The sequence below is a fragment of the Streptomyces sp. NPDC050619 genome, from assembly GCF_040654815.1.
In the GTDB taxonomy this organism is placed as follows: Bacteria; Actinomycetota; Actinomycetes; order Streptomycetales; family Streptomycetaceae; genus Streptomyces.
On sequence record NZ_JBFAIR010000032.1, the window covers coordinates 39,377 to 63,235 of the forward strand.

22 protein-coding genes are annotated in these 23,859 nt (G+C 71.4%); 11 read left to right on the forward strand and 11 right to left on the reverse strand.

Annotation, left to right across the window (positions count from 1 at the left end; genetic code table 11):
• Positions 1 to 3 precede the first annotated feature (3 nt).
• The 3 genes from AB0I77_RS38950 to AB0I77_RS38960 are packed head-to-tail and all read right to left on the reverse strand — an operon-like array spanning position 4 to position 3,721.
• Positions 4 to 1,725 (reverse strand): L-aspartate oxidase, encoded by a 1,722-nt coding sequence (locus AB0I77_RS38950; RefSeq protein ID WP_363287538.1) that lies wholly within the window; start codon positions 1,723 to 1,725, stop codon positions 4 to 6.
• Positions 1,722 to 2,714, reverse strand: coding sequence for a pantoate--beta-alanine ligase (panC, locus tag AB0I77_RS38955; protein ID WP_363287539.1), 993 nt, complete (start codon positions 2,712 to 2,714; stop codon positions 1,722 to 1,724). Before panC ends, AB0I77_RS38950 begins: the two co-directional genes overlap by 4 nt.
• Positions 2,711 to 3,721, reverse strand: a complete 1,011-nt coding sequence (locus tag AB0I77_RS38960) for a DUF2520 domain-containing protein (protein WP_363287540.1) — start codon at positions 3,719 to 3,721, stop codon at positions 2,711 to 2,713. Before AB0I77_RS38960 ends, panC begins: the two co-directional genes overlap by 4 nt.
• Positions 3,722 to 3,877: 156 nt before the next feature.
• Between AB0I77_RS38960 and AB0I77_RS38965 the strand changes: the two genes are divergently transcribed.
• Together AB0I77_RS38965 and AB0I77_RS38970 are read left to right on the forward strand one after the other, a co-directional pair.
• Complete coding sequence (locus AB0I77_RS38965; protein ID WP_363287541.1) at positions 3,878 to 5,053, forward strand: beta-eliminating lyase-related protein; 1,176 nt, start codon at positions 3,878 to 3,880, stop codon at positions 5,051 to 5,053.
• Positions 5,054 to 5,196: 143 nt separating this feature from the next.
• Positions 5,197 to 6,303 carry a DUF5937 family protein gene (locus tag AB0I77_RS38970; protein WP_363287542.1) on the forward strand — a complete coding sequence of 369 codons (1,107 nt, stop codon included), beginning with the start codon at positions 5,197 to 5,199 and terminating at the stop codon, positions 6,301 to 6,303.
• 73 nt (positions 6,304 to 6,376) lie between these two features.
• Here AB0I77_RS38970 and AB0I77_RS38975 read toward each other — a convergent pair whose 3' ends face one another.
• From AB0I77_RS38975 to AB0I77_RS38985, 3 genes are all read right to left on the reverse strand, one after another.
• Complete coding sequence (locus AB0I77_RS38975; RefSeq protein ID WP_363287543.1) at positions 6,377 to 7,009, reverse strand: ATP-binding protein; 633 nt, start codon at positions 7,007 to 7,009, stop codon at positions 6,377 to 6,379.
• Positions 7,010 to 7,057: 48 nt separating this feature from the next.
• Positions 7,058 to 7,729: a response regulator transcription factor gene (locus AB0I77_RS38980; RefSeq protein ID WP_363287544.1), complete on the reverse strand. Its 672-nt coding sequence runs from the start codon at positions 7,727 to 7,729 to the stop codon at positions 7,058 to 7,060.
• A gap of 66 nt (positions 7,730 to 7,795) precedes the next feature.
• Positions 7,796 to 8,998, reverse strand: a complete 1,203-nt coding sequence (locus AB0I77_RS38985; protein ID WP_363287545.1) for a sensor histidine kinase — start codon at positions 8,996 to 8,998, stop codon at positions 7,796 to 7,798.
• 118 nt (positions 8,999 to 9,116) lie between these two features.
• Here AB0I77_RS38985 and AB0I77_RS38990 point away from each other — a divergent pair, with 118 nt between their 5' ends.
• Complete coding sequence (locus tag AB0I77_RS38990; RefSeq protein ID WP_363287546.1) at positions 9,117 to 10,130, forward strand: SAM-dependent methyltransferase; 1,014 nt, start codon at positions 9,117 to 9,119, stop codon at positions 10,128 to 10,130.
• Here AB0I77_RS38990 and AB0I77_RS38995 read toward each other — a convergent pair.
• Positions 10,095 to 11,246 carry an NADH-quinone oxidoreductase subunit D gene (locus tag AB0I77_RS38995; RefSeq protein ID WP_363287547.1) on the reverse strand — a complete coding sequence of 384 codons (1,152 nt, stop codon included), beginning with the start codon at positions 11,244 to 11,246 and terminating at the stop codon, positions 10,095 to 10,097. The two genes, AB0I77_RS38990 and AB0I77_RS38995, sit on opposite strands and share 36 nt — an antisense overlap.
• A gap of 31 nt (positions 11,247 to 11,277) precedes the next feature.
• Here AB0I77_RS38995 and AB0I77_RS39000 point away from each other — a divergent pair, with 31 nt between their 5' ends.
• Together AB0I77_RS39000 and AB0I77_RS39005 are read left to right on the forward strand one after the other, a co-directional pair.
• The gene (locus AB0I77_RS39000) at positions 11,278 to 11,781 is read left to right on the forward strand and encodes a PH domain-containing protein (RefSeq protein WP_363287548.1); all 504 of its coding nucleotides are present in this window, start codon (positions 11,278 to 11,280) and stop codon (positions 11,779 to 11,781) included.
• Complete coding sequence (locus AB0I77_RS39005) at positions 11,778 to 13,115, forward strand: PH domain-containing protein (RefSeq protein WP_363287549.1); 1,338 nt, start codon at positions 11,778 to 11,780, stop codon at positions 13,113 to 13,115. Before AB0I77_RS39000 ends, AB0I77_RS39005 begins: the two co-directional genes overlap by 4 nt.
• Before the next feature lie 39 nt (positions 13,116 to 13,154).
• On the opposite strand, the gene AB0I77_RS39010 is transcribed toward AB0I77_RS39005, so the two are convergent.
• Both AB0I77_RS39010 and AB0I77_RS39015 read right to left on the reverse strand, forming a co-directional pair.
• Entirely contained in the window at positions 13,155 to 14,411 is a 1,257-nt protein-coding gene (locus AB0I77_RS39010) for a hypothetical protein (RefSeq protein ID WP_363287550.1), read from the reverse strand.
• Between the two features lie 148 nt (positions 14,412 to 14,559).
• On the reverse strand, positions 14,560 to 15,687 hold the full coding sequence (locus AB0I77_RS39015; protein WP_363287551.1) for an alpha/beta hydrolase-fold protein: 1,128 nt from the start codon (positions 15,685 to 15,687) through the stop codon (positions 14,560 to 14,562).
• A gap of 195 nt (positions 15,688 to 15,882) precedes the next feature.
• Here AB0I77_RS39015 and AB0I77_RS39020 point away from each other — a divergent pair, with 195 nt between their 5' ends.
• The 6 genes from AB0I77_RS39020 (at position 15,883) to AB0I77_RS39045 (ending at position 20,900) form a co-directional block, all read left to right on the forward strand.
• The gene (locus AB0I77_RS39020; RefSeq protein ID WP_363287552.1) at positions 15,883 to 17,694 is read left to right on the forward strand and encodes a phosphatidylglycerol lysyltransferase domain-containing protein; all 1,812 of its coding nucleotides are present in this window, start codon (positions 15,883 to 15,885) and stop codon (positions 17,692 to 17,694) included.
• 49 nt (positions 17,695 to 17,743) lie between these two features.
• Positions 17,744 to 18,649, forward strand: coding sequence for a dihydropteroate synthase (gene folP / locus AB0I77_RS39025; RefSeq protein WP_363287553.1), 906 nt, complete (start codon positions 17,744 to 17,746; stop codon positions 18,647 to 18,649).
• Complete coding sequence (locus AB0I77_RS39030) at positions 18,646 to 19,149, forward strand: nuclear transport factor 2 family protein (protein WP_363287554.1); 504 nt, start codon at positions 18,646 to 18,648, stop codon at positions 19,147 to 19,149. Before folP ends, AB0I77_RS39030 begins: the two co-directional genes overlap by 4 nt.
• A 240-nt stretch (positions 19,150 to 19,389) precedes the next feature.
• Entirely contained in the window at positions 19,390 to 19,749 is a 360-nt protein-coding gene (folB, locus tag AB0I77_RS39035; RefSeq protein WP_363287555.1) for a dihydroneopterin aldolase, read from the forward strand.
• Positions 19,746 to 20,357: a 2-amino-4-hydroxy-6-hydroxymethyldihydropteridine diphosphokinase gene (folK, locus tag AB0I77_RS39040; protein WP_363287556.1), complete on the forward strand. Its 612-nt coding sequence runs from the start codon at positions 19,746 to 19,748 to the stop codon at positions 20,355 to 20,357. Before folB ends, folK begins: the two co-directional genes overlap by 4 nt.
• 48 nt (positions 20,358 to 20,405) lie before the next feature.
• Positions 20,406 to 20,900 carry a DUF3180 domain-containing protein gene (locus tag AB0I77_RS39045; RefSeq protein WP_363287557.1) on the forward strand — a complete coding sequence of 165 codons (495 nt, stop codon included), beginning with the start codon at positions 20,406 to 20,408 and terminating at the stop codon, positions 20,898 to 20,900.
• 21 nt (positions 20,901 to 20,921) lie between these two features.
• On the opposite strand, the gene folE is transcribed toward AB0I77_RS39045, so the two are convergent.
• Together folE and ftsH are read right to left on the reverse strand one after the other, a co-directional pair.
• Positions 20,922 to 21,527, reverse strand: a complete 606-nt coding sequence (folE, locus tag AB0I77_RS39050; protein ID WP_363287558.1) for a GTP cyclohydrolase I FolE — start codon at positions 21,525 to 21,527, stop codon at positions 20,922 to 20,924.
• A gap of 131 nt (positions 21,528 to 21,658) precedes the next feature.
• Positions 21,659 to 23,698, reverse strand: a complete 2,040-nt coding sequence (gene ftsH, locus AB0I77_RS39055) for an ATP-dependent zinc metalloprotease FtsH (protein ID WP_363287627.1) — start codon at positions 23,696 to 23,698, stop codon at positions 21,659 to 21,661.
• Positions 23,699 to 23,859: the final 161 nt, after the last annotated feature.

Genomic DNA, 23,859 nt, shown 5'->3' on the forward strand with positions numbered 1-23,859 from the left:
CTGTCACTGCTCCTGGGGACGGTGCTGCTGCCGGGTCGGGGGGAAGTCTGCGGTGTCCGTGGTGTGTACGGCCAGCGTCCGGTCGGGATTCAGCCGTACGACGATGTGGCGGCGCCATGTCGTGTCGTCGCGCTCGGCGTGGTCCTCGCGCCAGTGGCAGCCGCGGGTCTCCTCGCGCAGCCGGGCGGCGGCGACCAGGACGCGGGCCACGCACAGGAGGTTGGTGGCCTCCCAGGTGTCGACGCCGGGCTCGGCGGTCTTGCCGTTCTCGTCGAGGGCGCCACGGGCCTCGCTGTGCAGCTGCTGGAGGGCGTCCGCGGCGGCGGTCAGGGACCCGGCCGAGCGCAGGACGCCCGCGCCCCGCGTCATGATGCGCTGGACCGCGAACCGGGCCTCGGACGCGAGCAGGGGATGCGCGGGCTTCTCGGGCCGCTCGACCGGTGCGGGCACGCGCGCGTGGAGGCCGTTTTCCGTCCGGCTCGCCGCGATGTCGGCGGCGATGCGCTCGGCGTAGACCAGGCCCTCCAGGAGGGAGTTGGAGGCGAGCCGGTTCGCGCCGTGCACGCCGGTGCAGGCGACCTCGCCGCACGCGTACAGGCCGGGAACGGTGGTCCGGCCGTGGGGGTCGGTGCGGACGCCGCCGGAGGCGTAGTGGGCGGCCGGGGCGATCGGGATGGGCTCGTGGACCGGGTCGATGCCGTGGGCGCGGCAGGCGGCGAGGATCGTCGGGAAACGGTGCTCCCACATGTCGGCGCCGAAGTGCCGGGCGTCGAGGAACATGTGCTCGGCGTCCAGCTCCTGCATGCGCCGCAGGATGCCCTTGGCGACGATGTCCCGGGGGGCGAGTTCGGCGAGTTCGTGCTGCCCGACCATGAAGCGCACACCGCCGGCGTCCACGAGGTGGGCGCCTTCGCCGCGTACCGCCTCGGAGACCAGGGGCTGCTGGCCCTCCGCGTCCGGGCCGAGGAAGAGCACGGTGGGGTGGAACTGGACGAATTCGAGGTCGCTCACCTCGGCGCCCGCGCGCAGGGCGAGCGCCACGCCGTCGCCGGTCGACACCGAGGGGTTGGTGGTCGCCGAGAACACCTGGCCCATGCCGCCGGTCGCGAGGACCACGGCGGGGGCGTGCACGGCGCCCACGCCGTCGTGCTGGCCCTCGCCCATGACGTGCAGGGTTACGCCCGCCGTACGACCGTCGGCGTCCGTCAGGAGGTCGAGAACGAGGGCGTTCTCGATGGTGCGCAGGCCACGCGCGTGTACCGCCTCAACGAGCGCGCGGGAGACCTCCGCGCCGGTCGCGTCTCCGCCGGCGTGCGCGATGCGGCGCCGGTGGTGGCCGCCCTCGCGGGCGAGCTCCAGGGCGCCTTCCTCGGACTCGTCGAAGTGCGCACCGGTCGCGATCAGCCGGCGTACGGCGTCGGGGCCCTCGGTGACGAGGATCCGTACGGCCTCCTCGTCGCACAGGCCCACGCCCGCTACCAGCGTGTCGTCGTGGTGCTGTTCGGGTGTGTCGCCCTCGCCGAGGGCCGCGGCGATGCCGCCCTGCGCCCAGCGCGTGGAGCCGTCGTCGAGGCGGGCCTTGGTGACGACGACCGTCCGCAGGCCGGCCGCCTCGCAGCGCAGGGCGGCGGTGAGGCCGGCGACTCCGGAGCCGACGACCACGACGTCCGCGGAGATGGACCACCCGGGTGCGGGCGCGTGCAGTCGTATGCCGGTGCTGGTCACGAGGCGGCTCCGAAGGTCAGGGGGATGTTGTCGATCAGCCGGGTCGTCCCGACCCGGGCGGCGACGGCGAGGACGGCCTCGCCGGTGAAGTCGTCCTTGACGTCGGTGAAGTCGGACGGGTCCACGAGGGCCAGATAGTCCAGCGCCAGGGGCGGGTTGAGGCGGGCGGCCTCGTCGAGGATCAGGCGGGCGGCCGCGCGGACGGCCGCGGGGCCGCCCGGGGCGGCTTTCGCGACGGCGTGCGCGTCGGCCGCAGCTCGGGACTCCCCTATGGCGCTCAGGGCCTCGGCACGCGCGTGCGTGGCGGGCACTTCGCGCGCCCGCGCGCGGAGCGCCTCCTGTGCCGCGTGCCGGTCGCGGCCCGCGAACAGCGCGCGGGACAGCGCGAGCGCGGTGCGCCGCTCCTCGGACGAGAGGTAGCGGTTGCGGCTGGACAGGGCCAGGCCGTCCTCCTCGCGGACGGTCGGTACGCCGACGATCTCGACGCCGAAGTTCAGGTCCCGCACCATGCGGCGGATCATGGCGAGCTGCTGGGCGTCCTTCTGCCCGTACAGCGCCATGTCGGGGCGCGTGAGGTGCAGCAGCTTGGCGACGACGGTGAGCATGCCGTCGAAGTGGCCGGGGCGCGAGGCGCCCTCCAGCCGCTCTCCCATGGGCCCGGCGCTGATGCGGACCTGGGGCTCGCCGCCCGGGTAGACCTCCTCGACGCCGGGGGCGAACACAGCGTCCGCGCCCGACTCTTCGGCGATCTTGAGGTCGGCGTCCAGGGTGCGCGGGTAGCGGTCGAGATCCTCGCCCTTGCCGAACTGCAACGGGTTCACGAAGACGGTGACGACGACCTCGCCGTCGGGGCCGGCGATCTCGCGAGCGGTACGGATCAGCGTGGCGTGGCCCTCGTGCAGCGCGCCCATGGTCATCACGACGGCTCGGCGGCCGGCACGCGCGCGTGCGTGCAGCGCCGCGGCGGTACGCAGCAGGGCGGCGGTCACCGGGCATCCCCTTCGGCGCCGTCGATCCCGTCAGGCCCGCCCGGGCCATCGGTTCCGTCACGGCCATCGGTTCCGTCAGGGCCGTCGATCCCGTCAGGCCCGTCGGTTCCGTCGGCGAGTACCCCGAGGAGGTCCTCCGCGAGTTCCGGCTTCAGCAGTCCGTGGGCGAGCGCGCGGTCCGCCGTCGCGCGCGCCATCGCCAGGTAGCCGGCGACGGTCTGCGGGGCGTGCAGGCGCAGCTGCTCGACATGGGCCTCGACCGTGCCCGCGTCCCCGCGCGCGACGGGGCCGGTCAGGGCCGCGTCGCCGGAGCGCAGGGCGTTGTCGAGGGCGGCGCCGAGCAGCGGGCCGAGCATCCGGTCGGGGGCCTCGACCCCGGCCGCGCGCAGCAGCTCCAGGGACTGGGCGACCAGCGTCACCAGGTGGTTGGCGCCCAGCGCGAGCGCCGCGTGGTACAGCGGCCGCATCTCCTCGTCGATCCACTCGGGTTCGCCGCCCATCTCGATGACGAGGGCCCCGGCGGCCAGCCGCAGCTGCTCGGGCGCGGTGACGCCGAAGGAGCACCCCGCCAGGCGCTGCACGTCCACGGGAGTGCCGGTGAAGGTCATCGCCGGGTGCAGGGCCAGCGGCAGCGCGCCCGCGCGCAGGGCGGGGTCCAGGACCTTCGCGCCGTACCGCCCGGAGGTGTGCACCAGCAGCTGCCCCGGCCGCACGGCCCCGGTCTCGGCGAGGCCCTCGACGAGACCGGGCAGGGCGTCGTCCGGGACGGTCAGCAGCACCAGGTCGGCGCGCTCCATGACCTCGGCGGGCGGCACGACCGGTACGTCGGGGAGCATCAGCGCGGCGCGCCGCCGGGAGGCGTCGGAGACTCCGGAGACGGCCACCGGGCGGTGCCCGGCGAGTTGCAGGGACGCGGCGAGTGCGGGGCCCACCCGGCCGGCGCCGACGACGCCGACGGAGAGCCGCGCGGGGCGGTCCTGGGTGTCTGGCTGTTGGACTGTACTCACGCGACGGCGGCCTTCCCGTTCCAGTCCGCTCTGGGTACCGGACGATTTCTCGTCATGTTAACGCGATTGGTTCGAGGGGCGTTCGGTTGTCCACAGGCTGTGGGGTTTTCCACAGGCTGCGAGTCCCCCGCGTGAGAGGGCGGAAAATACGGCTCCATGAGCGATACGGCGGAGCAGGTCTCGGACGAAGAGTGGCGCAAGGGACACCGGGAGCGGCGCATCAGCGCCCACCGCGCCTCGAAGCGCGCCTTGGCGCGCCCCGGCTATCTGGGCACGCTGCGGGAGCGTTTGGCGCTGCTGGAACACGTCCCGGACTGCTACGACCTCGACGAACCCTCGGACATCTACGGCGACGGCGTCGTCGAGGCCCTGGAGGAGAAGGTCGCGGGGCTGCTCGGCAAGGAGGCCGCCGCCTTCTTCCCGACGGGCACCATGGCCCAGCAGGTCGCCCTGCGTTGCTGGGCGGGCCGCACCGGCAATCCGACCGTCGCCCTGCACGCGCTGGCCCACCCGGAGGTGCACGAGCGAGGCGCCTTCAGTCAGGTCAGCGGGCTGCGTCCGGTCCGTGTCGGCAGGGAGCCACGGCAGCCCACGGCCGAGGAGGTGCGCGACTTCGAGGAGCCCTTCGGGGCGCTGATGCTCGAACTGCCCCTCAGGGACGCCGGTTTCGTGCTGCCCACCTGGGAGGAGCTCACCGACGTGGTGGAGGCGGCGCACGAGCGTGACGCGGTGGTGCACTTCGACGGCGCCCGCCTGTGGGAGTCCACCGTCCACTTCGGTCGCTCCCTGGACGAGATCGCGGACCTGGCGGACAGCGTCTACGTGTCGTTCTACAAGTCCCTCGACGGCTTCGGCGGCGCCGCCCTCGCCGGTCCGAAGACGCTGGTGGAGGAGGCGAGGGCGTGGCGGCACCGCTACGGCGGCATGGTCTTCCAGCAGTTCCCGACGGCACTGGCCGCCCTCGTCGGCCTGGAGCGTGAGCTGCCCCGGCTGCCCGACTACGTGCGGCACGCGCGCGTGGTGGCCGCCGCGCTGCGCGAGGGGTTCGCGGCGTCCGCGCTGCCGTGGACGCGCGTGCACCCGGCCGAGCCGCACACGAACGAGTTCCAGGTCTGGCTGCCGTACGACGCCGAAGCCGTCTCGGAGGCCGCGATCCGAACGGCCGAGGAGACGGGCACCACGCTCTTCGCCAACGCCTGGTGCGCTCCGGGACCCGGCTTGACCTGGACGGAGGTCGGCGTACGGGCCCCCGGCCTGGAATGGACGGCCGACGACGTCAAGGCGGCGGTCGCGCACTTCGCCTCCCGGGTGGCCGAGGAGGTCAGCGGGTAGAACGGGGCCGCGGACGCAGCCGGGATCGGGCTCCGCGGCTGCCCCGGTGGTCCCGGGTTGTGTCGCCGCCGCGGCTCCGCGTCGGTTGACGACCCCCGTCAATCGACGGCCGCGTTGTCAGTGGCGAGGTGCACCATGAGGGCATGAGCGTGACCATCGACATCGCGGGGCTGCGGCCGGAGAGGGTCGCCGTCGTGACCTCTCCTCTGGCCGAGCTCTGCATGGCGCTGCACGCGTTGTCCGAGCCGGGACACCATCCGGGCCTGCAGGGCTGGGTGACGAGCGTGACCGCGGGGCTCGACCCGCATCTGGCCGACCGGATGTGCGAGGCCGACTTCCTGTGGCGGACGCTGTTCTCGGACCTGTTCCTGCCGGCCGCGGGCATCCCGGGCGGTGCCACGCTCCCCGGCGCGACTCTCGCCGAGGAGCTGGACCTGCTCGACAAGCTGACGGACGAGCAGTTCGTGGACGCGGCGCTCGAGTTCACCTGCGCCCTGCCGTACAGCACGCGCCGGACCACCGCGCTCTCCGACCCCGAGCTGCGCCGGCGGGCGCTGGAGCTGGCCGCCGCGCGCGGGCCACAGCAGGTGCGCTTCAGTGAGCGGCTGCTGGCCGACCCACCGGGAATCCGGGCCTGGCTGAGACAGTTCCTGGAGGACTGCGACGAGGCGTTCTTCGCGCAGACCTGGTCCCGGCTGCGCCACCAGCTGGCCACGGACGCCCGGCACAAGACGGACCTCCTGCGGCGCAGGGGCCTGGCCGAGGCATTGGCCTCGGTGTCGCCGGCGGTGGCGCTCGACGAGTCCGCCGCACGGATCACGGTCGACAAGCTCGGCGACGGCCGTACGGCCACGGGCGGCGGCGGCCTGCTGCTCATCCCCACCAGCTTGGGCTGGCCCCACCTGATGGTCCTGCACCGGTACGACTGGCAGCCGGTGCTGCACTACCCGCTCGGCTCCCCGGAGCTCGCGGCTCCGCCCTCGGTCGAGCAGCTGACGCTGCGGATGGCCGCCCTGTCCCACCCGGTGCGGATGCTGCTGTGCCGCAGCCTGGCCCGCAGCGCGTTCACCACCGGCGAGCTGACCCTGGTGCACGGCATGACCGCCCCCGAGATATCCCGGCACCTGGGCGTCATGAAGAAGGCGGGCCTGATCACCACGCGCCGCCGTGGGCGGTACGTCCTGCACCAGCTGGACGTGACCGTGGTGGCCCGGCTGGGCAGCGACTTCCTGGAAGGGATATTGAGGTAGCCCTCCGAAGCAGCCTTCCGTTGAGGCAGCCCTCCGAGGCAGCCCTCCATTGAGGCAGCCCTCCGGCGACCCGTCAGTCGAACCGGATGTGCCGCAGCCCGACCCGCACCTGCCTGAGCCGCGTCCGCAGCGCGCCCTCGTTGTTCGGGCTGAGCGTGAGCCCGGCCAGGACGGCGATGCGGTCCGCCGTCTTCGGCACGGTCGAGTGGTCGGTCCACAGATGCTCGGCGAACTCCGGCTCGCTCAGCCGCTCCAGGCAGTGATCGAGCTGCCGCACGGCCCAAGTCTCCTTGCGCAGACCCGCGTTCTTCCCGGCGACGTACTGAAGGAGGTGTCCGAAGCCGCGCTCGTGCAGCCGTCTCAGGACGGTCTCGCGCTCGGCGAGGAGCGTGAAGTGCCGTACGTCATGACCCAGTTCGCCCAGCCGGCCGACGGTCTCCTCGAAGCAGACGGAGTCCGTGACGGTCATCGGGGCGATCACCACGCCGTCATGCTTGGTGAGGGCGAGGTCCAGAACCTCGACGACACCCTGCCGCCAGGACGTCAGGTCCTGGAAGTTTCCGCGCAGGTCGGGCGGGAGCATGCGGCGCAGGCCGAAGCCAGCGTGCTCGGGGTCGCAGATGACACTGCCGGGCAGGCGCCGCTGGATCTCATGTGCGGTCTGTGTCTTGCCGCCGCCGAAAGGGCCGTTGATCCACAGGAGCATGCGCAGACCCTAGTGGGCGCCCATTACGTGAAGGTCACGTCCCCGGGCTCAGCCCTGGCCCCCCGCCCGCACCAGCCCCGTCTCGTACGCCAGGACGACCACCTGCACCCGGTCCCGCAGCCCCAGCTTGGTCAGGATGCGGCCCACATGGGTCTTGACCGTCGCCTCGGAGAGCACGAGCCGGGCCGCGATCTCGCCGTTGGACAGTCCCTGGGCGACCAGCACCATGACCTCCCGCTCACGACCGGTGAGCCGCTCCAGCTCCTTGTGCTGGGGCTCCTTGCCGGTGGCGGGCAGCATCGGCGCGAAGCGGTCCAGGAGGCGCCGGGTGGTCGACGGGGCCACGACGGCGTCTCCGCTGTGCACGGAGCGGATGGCGGTCAGGAGCTCGCCGGGCGGTACGTCCTTCAGCATGAAGCCGGAGGCGCCCGCCTTCAGCCCCGAGAAGGCGTACTCGTCGAGGTCGAAGGTGGTCAGGATCAGCACCTTCGGCGGGTTGGGCCCCGAGCAGATGCGGCGGGTGGCCTCCACGCCGTCGAGCTTCGGCATGCGGACGTCCATCAGCACCACGTCCACAGTGGTCGCCCGCAGCACCTCGAGGGCCTCGACACCGTCGCCCGCCTCCGCGACGACCTCCATGTCCGGCTGGGCGGCAAGCACCATCCGGAACCCGGTGCGCAGCAGCACCTGGTCGTCGACGAGCATCACGCGGATCGTCATCGGGGGTCCTCTTCCATGTCCGTCTTCGGGGCCGTTACAGGTGTCAACAAGGTGTGTGCGTCGGCGTCAGTGCGCGGGTTTGAGCGGGAGCAGGGCGCTGATGCGGAATCCTCCGCCCGGGCGCGGCCCCGCGTCCAGGGTGCCGCCGACCATGCCGACCCGCTCGCGCATGCCGATCAGGCCGTGGCCGGCGCCGTCGACGCCGCCCTCCTCGTACAGCTCGTGCGGGGCGCCCTTGCCGTCGTCCTCCACGAGGAGACCGAGTCCGTCGTCGAAGTAGACCAGGCGGACGCTGGCGCCCGCGTCGGGCCCGCCGTGCTTGCGCGTATTGGTCAGCGCCTCCTGCACGATGCGGTACGCGGTGAGCTCGACGCCGCTGGGCAGCGGGCGCGGGGTGCCCTCGATCTTGAAGTCGACGGGCAGCCCGGAACGGCGGCACTGCTCGACGAGGTCCTCGATCTGCTCGACGTCGGGCTGCGGGACGTACTCGCCGCCCTCCTGGTGCTCGCCGGTGCGCAGGACACCCAGCAGGCGGCGCATCTCGGCGAGGGCCTGGCGGCCGGTGGAGGAGATCGTCTCCAGGGCCTTCTTCGCCTGGTCGGGGGCGGCGTCGAGGACGTAGGCGGCGCCGTCGGCCTGGACCACCATCACCGACACGTTGTGCGCGACGACGTCGTGCAGCTCGCGCGCGATCCGGGCGCGCTCGGCGGCGACCGCGACTTTGGACTGCGCCGCGCGCTCCTTCTCCAGGCGCGCGGCCCGCTCCTCCAGCTCCGCGAAGTAGGCGCGGCGGGTGCGGATCGAGTCGCCGAGCACCCAGGCCAGCGCGAACGGCACCGTCTGGAAGATCACTATCGCGATGTTGCCCAGCGCGCTCGTGTCGTCGTTCGGCCAGCGCGACTGTGCCACGAGGGCCGCGCACAGGCCGGTGGCCAGGGAGAGCCGGGAGGCCCAGCGGGCGCCCGTCGCGGCCACGGTGTAGACGATCACCAGCAGGGCGAAGTCCGCGGCCCTGGTCTCGACGTCCAGCGCGACCTGCGCCACGCCGAGCCCGATGGCCAGCAGCAGCATCTTCTCCGGCATGCGCCGGCGCAGCGCGATCACCAGGCACAGCAGAAGGACGATCGGGACGACCACCGCCTCGGAGTCGGACCCCCGGGACTCCTGACGGGCGGTCTCGCTCACCACCGAGATCCCGAGGAGGAAGACGGCCCAGAAGCTGTCCAGCCATGTCGGATGCCTGCGGAGGAAGTCGTAGAGGCGCTGCACGTAACCCAGCGTAGGGACGTGTGATGCGTGCAGGGGTCAACCGGAGGGCCGATCCGTACCCCGCCCGCATACTCCGCAAGGTGGAGGCTCCGTTCCTCTGTGTGCCTAACCTGGCCGCGTGACGGAGGACGAAGCATGCGTGTGGCTCGGCTGGCGGGCGGCGGCGGAAGCCGCGCTGTACGGGCCGGACGGCTTCTATCGCGGGCCCGAGGGGCCGGCCGGGCACTTCCGTACGTCGGTGCACGCCTCGGCGCTGTTCGCCGAGGCCGTGGCCCGGTTGCTGTGCCGGGTCGACGAGGCGCTGGGGCGGCCGGAGGCGCTCGCCTTCGTCGACATGGGCGCGGGGCGGGGCGAGCTGGTCGCCGGGGTGCTGGCCGCGCTGCCCGCCGAGGTGGCCTCCCGCGCGCGCGGGTACGCCGTCGAGATCGCCGATCGCCCGGAGGGCCTCGATCACCGGATCGAGTGGTCGGCCGAGCCCCCGCGGGGCGTCACCGGGCTGCTGTTCGCCAACGAGTGGCTGGACAACGTCCCCGTGGAGGTCGCCGAGGTGGACTCCGCGGGCGTGCCGCGGCTGGTGCTCGTCCGGGAGGACGGGCGGGAGCGGCTCGGGGAGCCCGTCTCCGGCGCGCAGGCGCAGTGGCTCGCGCGGTGGTGGCCGCTGCCGGGCGAGGAGGGACTGCGGGCGGAGATCGGTCTGCCCAGGGACGAGGCGTGGGCGTCGACGGTCTCGGCGCTCGACCGGGGGCTCGCCGTCGCCGTCGACTACGCGCACACCGCGCACGCGCGCCCGCCCTTCGGTACGCTCACCGGCTTCCGTCAGGGGCGTGAGACGGCGCCCGTGCCGGACGGCTCCTGCGACATCACGGCGCATGTGGCACTGGACGCCTGCGCGCTCCCCGGCGCGCGCCTGCTGCCGCAGCGCGAGGCACTGCGCACCCTGGGCATCACGGGCGCACGCCCCCCGCTCGCCCTGGCGTCCACACAGCCCGCGCAGTACCTACGCGCCCTCGCGAGCGCCTCAGAGGCCGCCGAGCTGACCGCGGCGGGCGGACTCGGCGACTTCGGCTGGCTGCTCCAGCCGGTCGGCCTCGACGGCCTACTTGTCGATGTCCCCGACCACGAAGAACAGTGACCCCAGGATCGCCACCATGTCCGAAACCAGCGTCCCGGGCAGCAGCTCCACCAGCGCCTGGATGTTGTTGTACGAGGCGGAGCGCAGCTTCAGCCGGTACGGGGTCTTCTCGCCCTTGCTGACGAGGTAGTAGCCGTTGATGCCGAGCGGATTCTCGGTCCACGCGTACGTGTGGCCCTCGGGTGCCTTCAGGACCTTCGGGAGCCGCTGGTTGATCGGACCGGGCGGCAGCTCGGCGAGCCGGTCGAGGCAGGCGTCGGCGAGGTCGAGGGCGATGTGCGTCTGCTCCAGGAGGACCTCGAAGCGGGCGAGACAGTCGCCTTCCTGCCGGGTGACGACCTTGAGGGTGTCCTGAAGCTCCCCGTAGGCGAGATACGGCTCGTCCCGGCGCAGGTCGAAGTCGACGCCCGAGCCGCGCGCGATCGGCCCGCTCACGCCGTAGGCGTGCACGGCCTCCGGTGTGAGCGCGCCCACGCCCCGGGTGCGCCCCCGGAAGATCTCGTTGCCGAGCACCAGATCGTCGAAGCGGTCCATGCGGGAGCGCACTGCGGCGACGGCGGCACGCGCGCGTGCGGACCAGCCGGCCGGCAGGTCCTCCTTGAGGCCGCCGACACGGTTGAACATGTAGTGCATACGGCCGCCGGAGACCTCCTCCATGACGTTCTGGAGGACCTCGCGCTCCCGGAACGCGTAGAAGACCGGCGTGATGCCGCCCAGCTCCAGGGGATACGACCCCAGGAACATCAGGTGGTTCAGGACCCGGTTCAGCTCGGCGAGCAGCGTGCGCGTCCACACCGCGCGCGTGGGGACCTCCATGCCGAGCATCCGCTCCACGGCGAGGACCACGCCCAGCTCGTTCGAGAAGGCCGACAGCCAGTCGTGGCGGTTGGCGAGCATGATGATCTGGCGGTAGTCGCGGGCCTCGAACAGTTTCTCCGCGCCGCGGTGCATATAGCCGATCACCGGCTCCGCGCGCATGATGCGCTCCCCGTCCAGGACGAGGCGGAGCCGCAGCACGCCGTGCGTGGACGGGTGCTGGGGGCCGATGTTGAGCACCATGTCGGTGCTCTCCGCGGCGCCGCCGATACCGACCATGGTCTCCGTCGTAGGAGTCATGGACCCAGTCTCCCCTACGTACGCTGGCCGTATGGAGACGGGGAGCACGCAGAACACGGGGACCGCGGGGGACGAACCGGTCTGGACCGGGCTTCCGCGGAGGTTGCTGACCATGCGACGGCTGTTGCTGGTGGTGTGGCTGGGGCTGCTGGCCGTCGCCATCGGGCTGCTGCTGGGGCTGACGGCAGGCCCGGTCTGGGCCGTCTTCGCGCTGCTGCCGCTGGCCCTGATGGCGTGGGGCTGGGTGCTGCTCGGCCGCAACTGGCGCTCCTGGCGGTACGCCGAGCGCGCCGACGACCTGCTGATCAGCCGGGGCGTGCTGTGGCAGGAGGAGACCGTGGTGCCGTACGGCCGGATGCAGCTGGTCGAGGTCACCTCGGGGCCCGTCGCGCGCCGCTTCCGGCTGGCCGGCGTGCAGCTGCACACGGCGGCCGCGGCGACCGACGCCACCATCCCCGGCCTCGATCCGGCCGAGGCGGAACGGCTGCGCGACCGGCTCACCGAGCTCGGCGAGGCCCGATCGGCGGGGCTGTGACGGCGCCGGGCGTCGAGGGCGACGTACCCGAGAAGCCGCCCCTCATCGAGCGGCGGCTGCACCCCGTGACGCCGCTCAGGCGAGCGTGGGCGCCGATCGCCGTGATCATCGGCTGGGCGGCGCACGATCCGAACCAGACGCAGGAGCAGCTGACCCGGCTGACCACGGCCACCCTGCTGATCGGCCTCGCCGTGTTCGTCCCGGCCGCGGCCCTCTACGGCTTTCTGACCTGGTGGTTCACCCACTTCGCGGTGACCGAGTCGGAACTGCGCATCCGTACCGGTCTGCTGTTCCGGCGCACCGCGCACATCCGCCTCGAGCGGATCCAGGCCGTCGACGTCACCCGGCCGCTGCTCGGGCGGGTCGCGGGTGTCGCGAAGCTCAAACTCGACGTCGTCGGCACGGACAAGAAGGACGAGCTCGCCTTCCTGGGCGAGGACGAGGCGCGTGCGCTGCGCGCGGAACTCCTCGCGCGCGCCGCCGGTTTCGCGCCCGAGACCGCGCACGAGGTGGGCGAGGCGCCGTCCCGCGAGCTGCTGCGCGTGCCGCCGGGCGTCCTCGCCGTCTCGTTGCTGCTGACCGGCGCGACCTGGGGCACGCTGGCCGCCGCGCTGGTCGTACCGTCCGTGCTGTGGCTGGCCACCGAAAGCGTGTGGACGGTCCTCGCGACCGCGCTGCCGCTGCTGGGCGCGGCGGGCGCGAGCAGTGTGGGGCGGTTCGTCGGCGAGTACGACTGGACGGTGGGCGAGTCGCCGGACGGGCTGCGCATCGACCACGGGCTGCTGGACCGTTCGCACGAGACGGTGCCACCGGGGCGCGTGCAGACCGTACGGATCGTGGAGCCGCCGCTGTGGCGCAGGCGCGGCTGGGTGCGGGTGGAGCTGGACGTGGCGGGATCGTCCAACTCCGTGCTGCTGCCGGTCGCTCCACGGGAGGTCGCCGAATCGGTCGTCGCGCGCGTGCTGCCCGGGGTGACCGTGCCACCCCTGTCGGCACTGTCCCGCCCGCCGGGGCGGGCGCGGTGGTGCGTGCCGGTGTGGTGGCGGGGCAACGGACTCGTCGTCACCGACGCGGTGTTCGCGGCCCGGCACGGGCTGCTGCGGCGGAGCCTGTCGCTCGTACCGCACGCGAAGGTGCAGAGCGTGCGGCTCGCACAAGGGCCCTGGCAGCGCGTCTGGCGAGTCGCCGACGTGCACGTGGACACGGGGGCCAACAAGACCGTGACAGCGCGGCTACGGGACGCTCAGGAGGCCGCGAAGCTGCTGCGCGGGCAGGCGGAGAGGTCCCGGACGGGACGGAAGGACGCGCGACCGGACCGCTGGATGGCGTCCTAGCCGTGGGGTCCAAGCCATGGGGTCCAAGCCGCGCCAGCGCTACGAAACCGCGCTCCGCAGCCCCTGTACGTCGATCTGCTCCGTCTCGTCGTGAGCCGTCAGGTCGATCACCTGGCCGACGCCCCGCGACTCCTCGTCCGCCGGCTTGAACTGGGCCTCGGACTCGGCCTTGTGGAGGGCGAGCGCCTCCTGGCCCACCACATCGGCGAGGTCCTCGTTCTGCACGGCCTCCAGGGCGGCCGGCCCGGCCTCCTGCTTCGCACCGAAGAAGTCGAAGCCGCCCTCGACCGCGGGACGCCGCGCGGGCGTCGGCGGTACGACCGCCACCGCGGTCGGCGCGATGAAGTGCCCGGTGGGCTGCCGGGCGGGCTGGAGCGCCTTGGCCGAAGTGATGGCGGTCGCGCGCTCATGCCCGTCGACCGCCTTGGGCTTCCCCTGCGCCTCGTCCTCCGGCGCGGCCTCCGCTGGTGCGGCGGCGGCCTCGGCCGGGGCGGAATCCGCCTGCACCGCCTCTACCGACTTCACCGGCTCGCCCTTCGCGGCCCCGGCCCCGTTCACACCCGACGTACCGTCACCATTCGGGGAGCCGTCGCCCTTCGAGGAACCGTCGCCTTTCGGAGAACCATCGCTCTGAGGCGAAGCGTCGCTTTCCACGTCGAACTTCTTCAGCGCCGCCCCCGCCCGCCGGAACAGCTTGGAACCGTCCGGCGAGAAGATTGCCGGAACCGTTGATTCCTCTTCCGCCGCGGCCACCTCCGCACCCGCGTCGGCCCCCGCCTCCTCCGCCTTCACTTCCACGGACTCGACCGGCGCCGGCAGCAACTCGCGCGTCGCCGGAGCCGACGCCTCTATCTCCAGCAGTCGGCGGCCCTCCAGGGCGCTCGCCCGCTCGGTCTCCGCCGTGGCGTACCGACGCAGCAGCGCCGCGTGTTCGTTGCGCAGGCCCGCCAGTTCCGTGCGCTTCGCCCGCAGCCGCTGTTCCAGCTTGACGCGCACCTCGCGCGACTCCTCCAGGTCGGTCTCCAGTTCGGCGACCCGCTCCTCGTTGCGCCACTCGTCGCTCGCACGCGCGCGCGTGAGGTCGGCGACCTGCTTGCCCGCCTGCGTGTCCCAGCGGCGCATGACGACCGCACCGACGACCGCCGTCGCCGCGGCGGCCGCGGCCAGACCACGAAGCACCGTCTGCTCCGTGAACACCCAGGGGCCGAGCGCGCAGACGAAAGAGACGCCGGCTATCGCCGACGGGGGCAGCAGCCTGTGCAAGGGCGGGGAATGGCGGTGACGTCCACGTGGCATGGCCAGAAACTTACCGCGCGTAGGGGAATCATGGTGCCCCGCCCCACAAAAACCCAGCCATCCCGATGCCTTCACGCGCCATCAGGAATCGGATCCGCCGCAGAATTCGACAGGAATGGCAAGAACGACAGGAAACACAAGATCATTTTCAGCGGTCGCTCAGCCGCCCGCTGATCCACTGGAGCGTCGCCGGAATCTCCCGCCGCCAGGTGTTGAAGTTGTGCCCGCCGCTTTCGAGGATGATCGACGAGATCCGCGTCAGCCCGGTGTCCTTCACCCGCTCTATGAACTTCAGGGTGTCCTTGTGGTTGGACTCGCCGATCTTGCTGCTGGTGACGAGCAGTGAAGTGTCGGGGGCGGGCATGTGCTTGAGGTACCACCACAGGTTCGCGCGGTCGCGCACCCGCCTGTCGCCGTGGAAGAGGTCGCCCGTGGTGGGGTCGACGGGCGCGTCGTAGTACGCCGACAGGCCCGCCCCGGCGGCGTACACCCCGGGGTGGTGCATGGCGAGCTTCAGCGCGCAGTAGCCGCCCGTGGAGTCGCCGATGATGCCCCAACTGCCGGGCTTTTTGCCCACCCTGTAGTGCGCGAGTACGGCGTCGGGCAGGTCCCTGGCGAAGAACGACTCGGTCTGCGGGCCGCCCGGGATGTCCACGCACTCCGTGTCCCGCGGCGGCGCCACCGTCGGCCGGAGCATCACCAGGATCATCGGCTGCATACGGCCGTCCTTGGCGAGGTCCGAAGCCGTGCGCGGGTACTGAAGCTTGTCCACCAGCGCCAGAGCCGTACCCGGATAACCGGTCAGGACGACGGCCGCGGGAAACGTCCGGGTGCGATACCGCGACTGGAAGTACTCCGGCGGCAGATACACGTACGCGCGCGTGGCGATGTGCGTCGTACGGCCCGTGATCTCGACCTGCTGGATCCGGCCGCCGGACCGCGGCGGGAAACTGCCGGCGTCCTTCACCCGCCGCGTGTCGATCACCTGAAGAGGGCCGCCGGAACCGACGCGCCCGGTGTGGTCGACGACCACTCCCTGGTCGGTCTCCTGCCCGAAGAGGTCCGCCCAGGAGGCGTAGAAGCCGAAGGCCTGGTTGGCGGCCAGCCCCAGCGACAGGAAGAGCGCCAGTTGAGTGGCGAGCAGGAGGCCGACGCGTCCGCCGACGGCCCGCCAGTTCCGCCGCGCCAGCCGCGGCCACAGCCATACCGTGCCGACGAACAGCAGTACGGCGGACAGGACCGCCAGTACCAACACCTTGTTGCTCGTGAGACCCATGGGTCGCTTTCTGCCTGCCAGGACTTGTCCGGGACTTTCCTCAGCCTTTGAACCGGTTTTGAGAAGGTGAGTGAACCGGCACCTCCAAGACACCGTCCTAGAGGGCGCAATGTCGCCGGATGCCCGAATCGGCACCGGATTCAAGGTCTCTCGCAAGAACTACGGGATGCGATGTCTGTCAGGACAGATGAGGAAATGTCGGGCTCGGTTCCGACCCGATCACACCGAGTGGGGCGGGTCATCCGTGGTCCGCGGCCCGAGGCTGTCCCCGCCCTCGTCGGCAGAGCCTGTGCCCTCGTGGGCCTCCTGGACATCGCCGCGGGCGTCTTCCCACGCTTCAGGCACAGCCGTATGCACACCATGGCCGAGGTGCTGCCCGGCGCGCTCGGCCCGTTCGCGGCCGCGCTCTCGCTCAGCGCCGGCGTCCTGTTGCTGCTGCTCGCCCACGGCCTCAAGCGCGCCAAGCGCCGGGCCTGGCGCTTGGCGCTGGTACTGCTCCCGGCGGGGGCAGTGGCCCAGTTCACGTACCGCCACTCGCCCGTGGGGGCGCTGATCTCGCTCGCCCTGCTCGTCCCACTGCTGCGCCACCGCGACCAGTTCGCGGCGCTGCCCGACCCGCGCAGCCGGTGGCGCGCGCTCGCCAACTTCGTCCTCATGGGCGCCGGTTCCCTCGTCCTCGGACTGATCATCGTCAGCGTCCACTCGAGGCACATGGTCGGCGATCCGAGCGTGGCCGATCGCATTACGCACGTCCTGTACGGCCTGTTCGGCTTCGAGGGCCCGGTCGACTACCAGGGCCCCACGTCATGGACCGTCGCCGTCTCCCTGGGCGCCCTGGGCCTGCTCACCGCCATCACCACGATCTACCTGGCCTTCCGGCCCGAGCACCCGGCCGCGCGGCTGACCCAGGAGGACGAGAGCAGGCTGCGGGCGCTGCTGGACAAGCACGGCGGCCGCGACTCCCTCGGCCACTTCGCACTGCGCCGCGACAAGGCAGTCGTCTTCTCGCCCAGCGGCAAGGCGGCGGTGACCTACCGCGTCGTGTCCGGCGTGATGCTCGCCAGCGGTGACCCGATCGGCGACGTGGAGGCCTGGCCGGGCGCCATCGAGCGCTTCATGGACGAGGCCAGAGCCCACTCCTGGACCCCCGCCGTCATGGGCTGCTCCGAGACCGGCGGCGAGGTCTGGACCCGCGAGACCGGTCTCGACGCCCTCGAACTGGGCGACGAGGCGGTGGTGGACGTCGCGGATTTCTCCCTCGCCGGCCGCGCGATGCGCAATGTCCGCCAGATGGTCAAGCGCATCGAGCGGGCCGGTTACGAGACCCGGGTACGACGCGTCCGTGACATCGGCGAGGCCGAGCTGGAGCGGATCCGCCGCGCCGCCGACGACTGGCGCGGCACCGACACCGAACGCGGTTTCTCCATGGCCCTGGGCCGCATCGGCGACGCCGCCGACGGCGACTGCCTCATCGCCACGGCCCACAAGGCGGACGACCGGCCGGGGGCGTACGGCGACCTCAAGGCGATCCTCCACTTCGTGCCGTGGGGCACGGACGGCGCCTCCCTGGACCTGATGCGGCGCGACCGCTCGGCCGACCCGGGCATGAACGAGCTGCTGATCGTGGCGGCCCTCCAGGCGGCCCCCCGCCTCGGCATCACGCGCATGTCGCTCAACTTCGCGATGTTCCGCTCGGCACTGGCGCGCGGCGAGAAGATCGGCGCGGGCCCGGTGCTGCGCGCCTGGCGGGGGCTGCTGGTCTTCCTCTCCCGGTGGTTCCAGATCGAGTCCCTGTACAAGTTCAACGCCAAGTTCCAGCCCCGCTGGGAGCCCCGCTTCGTCGTCTACCGCGCCTCCGGCGACCTGCCGCGCATCGGCTTCGCCGCGATGCAGGCGGAAGGCTTCGTCAACCTCGCCCTCCCGCTGCCGCGCTTCCTGCGCCGCCGTACGGCCGCCCGGCGCGCGTGTGCCCACCAGGCGGCGGAACGCACGGTCCGGGCGGCCTGACGCGGACTGGCGGCATCTTCCGGTCCCGCGCTGGGCCTACGCTGAACGTATGAGCACGAAGAGCGCACGCGGGCGCGTCGCGGGCCTTCCGGACTGGGACCGCTGTGCGGTCATGGGGGTCGTGAACGTGACTCCCGACTCCTTCTCCGACGGCGGCCGCTGGTTCGACACGACGGCCGCCGTCAAGCACGGCCTCGAACTGGTCACCGAGGGGGCCGACCTGGTCGACGTCGGCGGCGAGTCCACCCGACCGGGCGCCACCCGCGTCGACGAGGCCGAGGAACTCAAACGCGTCATCCCCGTCGTGCGCGGCCTCGCCTCCGAGGGCGTCACCGTCTCCGTCGACACCATGCGCGCCCGTGTCGCCGAACAGGCCCTCGCGGCCGGCGCCGCCCTCGTCAACGACGTCAGCGGCGGCCTCGCCGACCCCGCGATGATCCCCGTCGTCGCCTCCGTGGGCGCCCCCTTCGTCGTCATGCACTGGCGCGGCTTCCTGGAGGGCGGCAACGTCAAGGGGGTGTACGACGACGTCGTCACCGAAGTCGTCGACGAACTGCACGCGCGCGTGGAGGCCGTCCTGGCCGGCGGTGTCGCCGCCGACCGCATCGTCGTCGACCCCGGCCTCGGCTTCTCCAAGGACGCCGAGCACGACCTCACGCTCCTCGCCCACCTCGACCGTCTGCTCGGCCTCGGCCACCCGCTGCTCGTCGCCGCCTCCCGCAAGCGGTTCCTCGGTCGCGTGCTGGCCGGCCCGGGGAGCGCGCCGCCGCCCGCGCGCGAGCGCGACGCGGCCACGGCCGCCGTCTCCGCACTCGCGGCGCAAGCCGGCGCATGGGCGGTGCGCGTCCACGAGGTCCGCGCGACGGCGGACGCGGTACGGGTCGCACGCGCCGTGCACGGAGCGCGTGTCGCGGACACGGACCTCGCCGGCGATGGCGCAGAAGGAGCCCGGTGAGCGCCCCCCACACCGATGTCGAAGCGGTCGAACTCGCCAACACCGCCTTCTACGAGGCAATGGAGCGCGGCGACTTCGATGAGGTGTCCTCGCTCTGGCTCACCCCTACCGACCTGGGCGTCGACGAGACGTACCACGACCCGGCCGACACCGGCGTGGTCTCCTGCGTGCACCCCGGCTGGCCCGTGCTCACCGGCCGCGGCGAGGTCCTCAGGTCGTACGCCCTGATCATGGCGAACACCGACTACATCCAGTTCTTCCTCACCGACGTGCATGTGTCCGTCACCGGCGACACCGCCCTGGTGACCTGCACCGAGAACATCCTCAGCGGCGGCCCCGCCCCCGAGGGCGGCGAGGAACTCGGCCCGCTCGTCGGCCAGCTGGTGGTCGCCACGAACGTGTTCCGCCGCACACCCGCCGGCTGGAAGCTCTGGTCCCACCACGCCTCTCCGGTTCTGGCCGAAACCGATGAGGAGGAAGGCGACGACACACCCGCCTGAGTGGGTAGGCGACTCCTGCAAGTGGTTGGAATCACGAACCCGTGGGTAGGGGCGGCTACCAGCCCGTGAGCCGCCGGGTTCCCCAGGGGAAACATACGGTGAAACCTCCTGACCCCGGCTCGGGCACGCGCCCCCGCGGCCCGGCCCTGTCGGTGCCCGCAGGTAGATTCGTTCGAGGCCGGTGTGCCGCCCCCACGCGGTACGAACCGGCCGTCACCGACGATTGCAGGAGTGATTCGCGTGGATCGTGTCGCGCTGCGCGGCCTCAAGGCCCGCGGGCACCACGGCGTGTTCCCCAAGGAGCGCGAGGAGGGCCAGACCTTCATCGTGGACCTGGTCCTGGGCCTGGACACCCGGCCCGCCGCCGCCGACGACGACCTGGCGAAAACCGCCCACTACGGCATCGTGGCGGAGGAGGCGGTCGCCGTCGTCCAGGGCGAGCCCCTCAACCTCATCGAAACGCTCGCCGAACGCATCGCCCAGGCCTGTCTGAAGCACGAAGGGGTCCAGGAGGTCGAGGTCTGCGTCCACAAACCGGACGCCCCGATCACGGTCCCCTTCGACGACGTGACCGTCACCATCACCCGGAGCCGAGTATGACTGCCTCGTTCGCCAAGGGTCACAGCGATCCGACCGTACAGCCGGTACCCGCCTCCGTCGTCGAGAAGGTCGACGCCGCCGACACCACCCTGCAGAATCCGAAACAGGCCGTGATCTCCCTCGGCGCCAACCTCGGCAACCGTCTGGAGACGCTCCAGGGAGCCATCGACGCCCTCGAGGACACCCCGGGCGTCCGCGTCAAGGCGGTCTCCCCGGTGTACGAGACTCAGCCGTGGGGCGTCGAGCCCGGCAGCCAGCCCTCGTACTTCAACGCGGTGGTGGTCCTGAAGACGACGCTTCCCCCGTCCTCCCTGCTGGAGCGGGCGCACGCGATCGAAGAGGCCTTCCACCGGGTACGGGACGAGCGCTGGGGCGCCCGCACCCTCGACGTCGACATCGTCGCGTACGCCGACATCGTCACCGACGACCCGCACCTCACCCTCCCTCACCCGCGCGCCCACGAACGCGCCTTCGTCCTCGCCCCCTGGCACGATCTGGAGCCCGCCGCACAGTTGCCCGGGCGCGGTGAGATCGCCGGCCTCCTCGACATCGTCACCCGCGAAGGCGTAGAACCCCGCAAGGACCTGGAACTCCGGCTGCCCGAGTAGCCGTTAAGGTCAAGACGACCACTGAGTCCGGGGAGTTGAAGGGACACCGTGAGAGAACTGCGTATCAGGGTGCTGGCGGGCGTTTTCGTCGTCGCCGGGATCCTGTCCTGGGCGGGCGCCCGCCTGTGGAACTCGATCGGGACGCTCCCCAGGGTCCCCCTGGCCGCCCCGATCGTCCTCGCCCTGATCGCAACGGTGCTGCTGTCCACGGCGCTCTCGATCCGCGCCCGCCTCAAGGCCCAGCGCGAGCGGCGCCCCGAGGCCAAGGGCGTCGACCCGCTGATGGCGGCCCGCGCGGTCGTTTTCGGACAGGCCAGCGCGCTGGTCGCCGCCCTGGTGTCCGGCATGTACGGCGGCACCGGCGTCTTCCTTCTGGAGTCCCTCGACATCCCCGCCCGCCGCGACCAGGCGATCTACGCCGGCTTCTCGGTCCTGGCCGGCATCGCCGTGATAGCGGCCGCCATCTTCCTGGAGCGCGTCTGCAAGCTCCCGGAGGACGACGAACACAACGGCAACGGCGCGGGGGCGGCTCCGGCGGCGTGAGGCGTATCGCGCCGGACGGCGTCAGCGGGCCATGATCAGGCTCATCGCCTCGTTGCGCGTCGCGGGATCACGCAACTGGCCACGCACCGCCGACGTTATGGTCTTCGCCCCGGGCTTGCGGACTCCCCGCATCGACATGCACATGTGCTCGCACTCGACGACGACGATCACCCCGCGCGGCTCCAGAATCTCCATCAGGGAGTCGGCGATCTGCGTGGTGAGCCGTTCCTGCACCTGAGGCCGGCGAGCGTAGACGTCCACCAGCCGGGCCAGCTTCGACAGACCCGTGATCTTGCCATCGGTCGACGGGATGTACCCGACATGGGCGACTCCGACGAACGGCACCAGATGATGTTCACAGCTGCTGAGGACCTCGATGTCCTTCACCAGCACCATCTCGTCGTGCCCGAGGTCGAACGTGGTCGTCAGCACGTCCTCGGGCCGCTGCCACAGCCCCGCGAATATCTCCCGGTACGCCCGCGCCACCCGCGCCGGCGTCTCCCGCAGACCCTCGCGGTCGGGGTCCTCGCCGACCGCGATCAGCAGTTCGCGTACGGCGTTCTCGGCGCGCTTCTCGTCGAAGTCGCCGATCGTGCCCTCGCCGTCCAGCGTCACGGGGTCGGTCATGTGGTGCCTCGTTCCTGTTCTGTCTCGCATAGGCATACGAAAATGCCGCGCCCCCCAGGCTAGAACCTGGGGGGCGCGGCATCCATTCCGGGCCTGGTGAGGTCACCGGGGCCCTGGAGCCGTCCGGAGTGTCAGCTTTCCGGGCGCTCCTCGGGAGCCGGCTCGGCCGCCGGGGCGGGCTCCGCCGCGGTGGCCTTCGCGGTGCTGATCGCCGGCGTCGCGCCATTGGCACCGTTCGTCAGTGACAGCTCCCTGGGGGAAAGCACCGGCGGACGGGTGGACGGCGTACGGCGGGAGGAGCCCGTCCAGGCGGGCCTGGGCGGACGCTTGACGATGGGAGCGAAGATCTCGGCGATCTGCTCCTTGCCCAGCGTCTCCTTCTCCAGCAGCTGAAGGACCAGGTTGTCGAGAACGTCTCGGTTCTCGACCAGGATCTCCCAGGCCTCGTTGTGCGCGGTCTCGATGAGCTTCTTGACCTCTTCGTCGACCAGCGCGGCGACCTCTTCCGAGTAGTCGCGCTGGTGAGCCATCTCACGTCCAAGGAACGGCTCCGTGTTGTCGCCGCCGAACTTGATGGCGCCAAGACGCTCGGTCATGCCGTACTGCGTGACCATCGCGCGGGCCGTTGCGGTGGCCTTCTCGATGTCGTTCGCAGCGCCGGTCGTCGGGTCGTGGAAGACCAGCTCCTCGGCCGCGCGGCCGCCCAGCATGTAAGCCAGCTGGTCCAGCATCTCGTTGCGCGTCGTGGAGTACTTGTCCTCGTCCGGCAGCACCATCGTGTAGCCGAGCGCACGGCCTCTCGACAGGATCGTGATCTTGTGGACCGGATCGGAGTTCGGGGAAGCCGCCGCGACCAGGGCGTGGCCGCCCTCGTGGTACGCGGTGATCTTCTTTTCCTTGTCCGACATGATCCGGGTCCGCTTCTGCGGGCCCGCCACGACACGGTCGATCGCCTCGTCGAGCATGTTGTTGTCGACCAGCTTCTTGTTGCTGCGCGCCGTCAGGAGCGCGGCCTCATTCAGCACGTTCGCCAGGTCCGCACCGGTGAATCCCGGTGTACGGCGGGCGACCGCCGACAGGTCGACGTCAGGTGCGACCGGCTTGCCCTTCTGGTGAACCTTGAGGATCTCCAGACGGCCCTGCATGTCCGGACGGTCGACCGCGATCTGGCGGTCGAAGCGGCCGGGACGCAGCAGCGCCGGGTCGAGGATGTCCGGACGGTTCGTGGCGGCGATGAGAATCACACCGCCCTTGACGTCGAAGCCGTCCATCTCGACGAGGAGCTGGTTCAGGGTCTGCTCCCGCTCGTCGTGACCGCCGCCGAGGCCGGCGCCGCGATGGCGGCCGACCGCGTCGATCTCGTCGACGAAGACGATCGCCGGAGCGTTCGCCTTGGCCTGCTCGAACAGGTCACGGACTCGGGAGGCACCGACACCGACGAACATCTCGACGAAGTCGGAACCGGAGATCGAGTAGAAGGGGACGCCCGCCTCACCCGCGACAGCACGCGCGAGAAGGGTCTTGCCGGTGCCGGGAGGGCCGTACAGCAGTACGCCCTTGGGGATCTTGGCGCCGACGGCCTGGAACTTCGCCGGTTCCTGGAGGAACTCCTTGATCTCGTGGAGCTCCTCGACGGCCTCGTCCGAGCCTGCGACGTCCGAGAACGTCGTCTTCGGGGTGTCCTTGGTGATGAGTTTCGCCTTGGACTTCCCGAAGTTCATGACCCGGGAGCCGCCACCCTGCATCTGATTCATCAGGAACAGGAAGACGACCACGATGAGGACGAAGGGGAGCAGGGACAGCAGGATCCCGACGAAAGCGTTCTGCTTCGTCGGCGAAACCGTGTAGCCGTCCGGAATCTGCTTGTCCTGGTATTTGTTCTGCAGCGTGCCGGCGAGGGTCGCGCCCTGATCACCGATGTAGCTCGCCTGGATCTTCGAGCTGCCCTCGATCTTTACGCCGTCCTTGAGCTGAGCCTTGACGGTCTGCTCGTCGCCGGTGGTCAGTTTGGCCGACTCGACCTTGTTGTCATTGATCGCCTGGATCACCTGGCCGGTGTCCACCGTCTTGTAGCCACCGGACGAGCCGACGACCTGCATCAACACGACCACGGCAAGGACGGCCAGCACGATCCACATGACCGGCCCACGGAAGTATCGCTTCACGTCCATCCATACGGAGCGGTGCCGCCCCGTCCCTCCTGCCATAGTGAGTTTGATAAGACAGTTCTTCTGACGGTACCCCAGCATTGTGGGCCGAAGCCGCACAGGCCGTCTGGTCAACCCGTCTGCATGCTCCAACGCCGTGAAACCCGCTGGGGTTCCCGATCGTC

Coding starts and splice junctions, on each gene's coding strand:
- AB0I77_RS38965 (WP_363287541.1), top strand. CDS start 3,878: ATGAGCGATACGGCGGAGCAGGTCTCGGACGAAGAGTGGCGCAAGGGA.
- AB0I77_RS38995 (WP_363287547.1), bottom strand. CDS start 11,246: ATGACTCCTACGACGGAGACCATGGTCGGTATCGGCGGCGCCGCGGAG.
- folE (WP_363287558.1), bottom strand. CDS start 21,527: ATGACCGACCCCGTGACGCTGGACGGCGAGGGCACGATCGGCGACTTC.
- ftsH (WP_363287627.1), bottom strand. CDS start 23,698: ATGGACGTGAAGCGATACTTCCGTGGGCCGGTCATGTGGATCGTGCTG.
- AB0I77_RS39010 (WP_363287550.1), bottom strand. CDS start 14,411: ATGCCACGTGGACGTCACCGCCATTCCCCGCCCTTGCACAGGCTGCTG.
- AB0I77_RS39015 (WP_363287551.1), bottom strand. CDS start 15,687: ATGGGTCTCACGAGCAACAAGGTGTTGGTACTGGCGGTCCTGTCCGCC.
- AB0I77_RS38975 (WP_363287543.1), bottom strand. CDS start 7,009: ATGCTCCTGTGGATCAACGGCCCTTTCGGCGGCGGCAAGACACAGACC.
- AB0I77_RS38980 (WP_363287544.1), bottom strand. CDS start 7,729: ATGACGATCCGCGTGATGCTCGTCGACGACCAGGTGCTGCTGCGCACC.
- AB0I77_RS38970 (WP_363287542.1), top strand. CDS start 5,197: ATGAGCGTGACCATCGACATCGCGGGGCTGCGGCCGGAGAGGGTCGCC.
- folP (WP_363287553.1), top strand. CDS start 17,744: ATGAGCACGAAGAGCGCACGCGGGCGCGTCGCGGGCCTTCCGGACTGG.
- AB0I77_RS39020 (WP_363287552.1), top strand. CDS start 15,883: ATGTCGGGCTCGGTTCCGACCCGATCACACCGAGTGGGGCGGGTCATC.
- AB0I77_RS39000 (WP_363287548.1), top strand. CDS start 11,278: ATGGAGACGGGGAGCACGCAGAACACGGGGACCGCGGGGGACGAACCG.
- folK (WP_363287556.1), top strand. CDS start 19,746: ATGACTGCCTCGTTCGCCAAGGGTCACAGCGATCCGACCGTACAGCCG.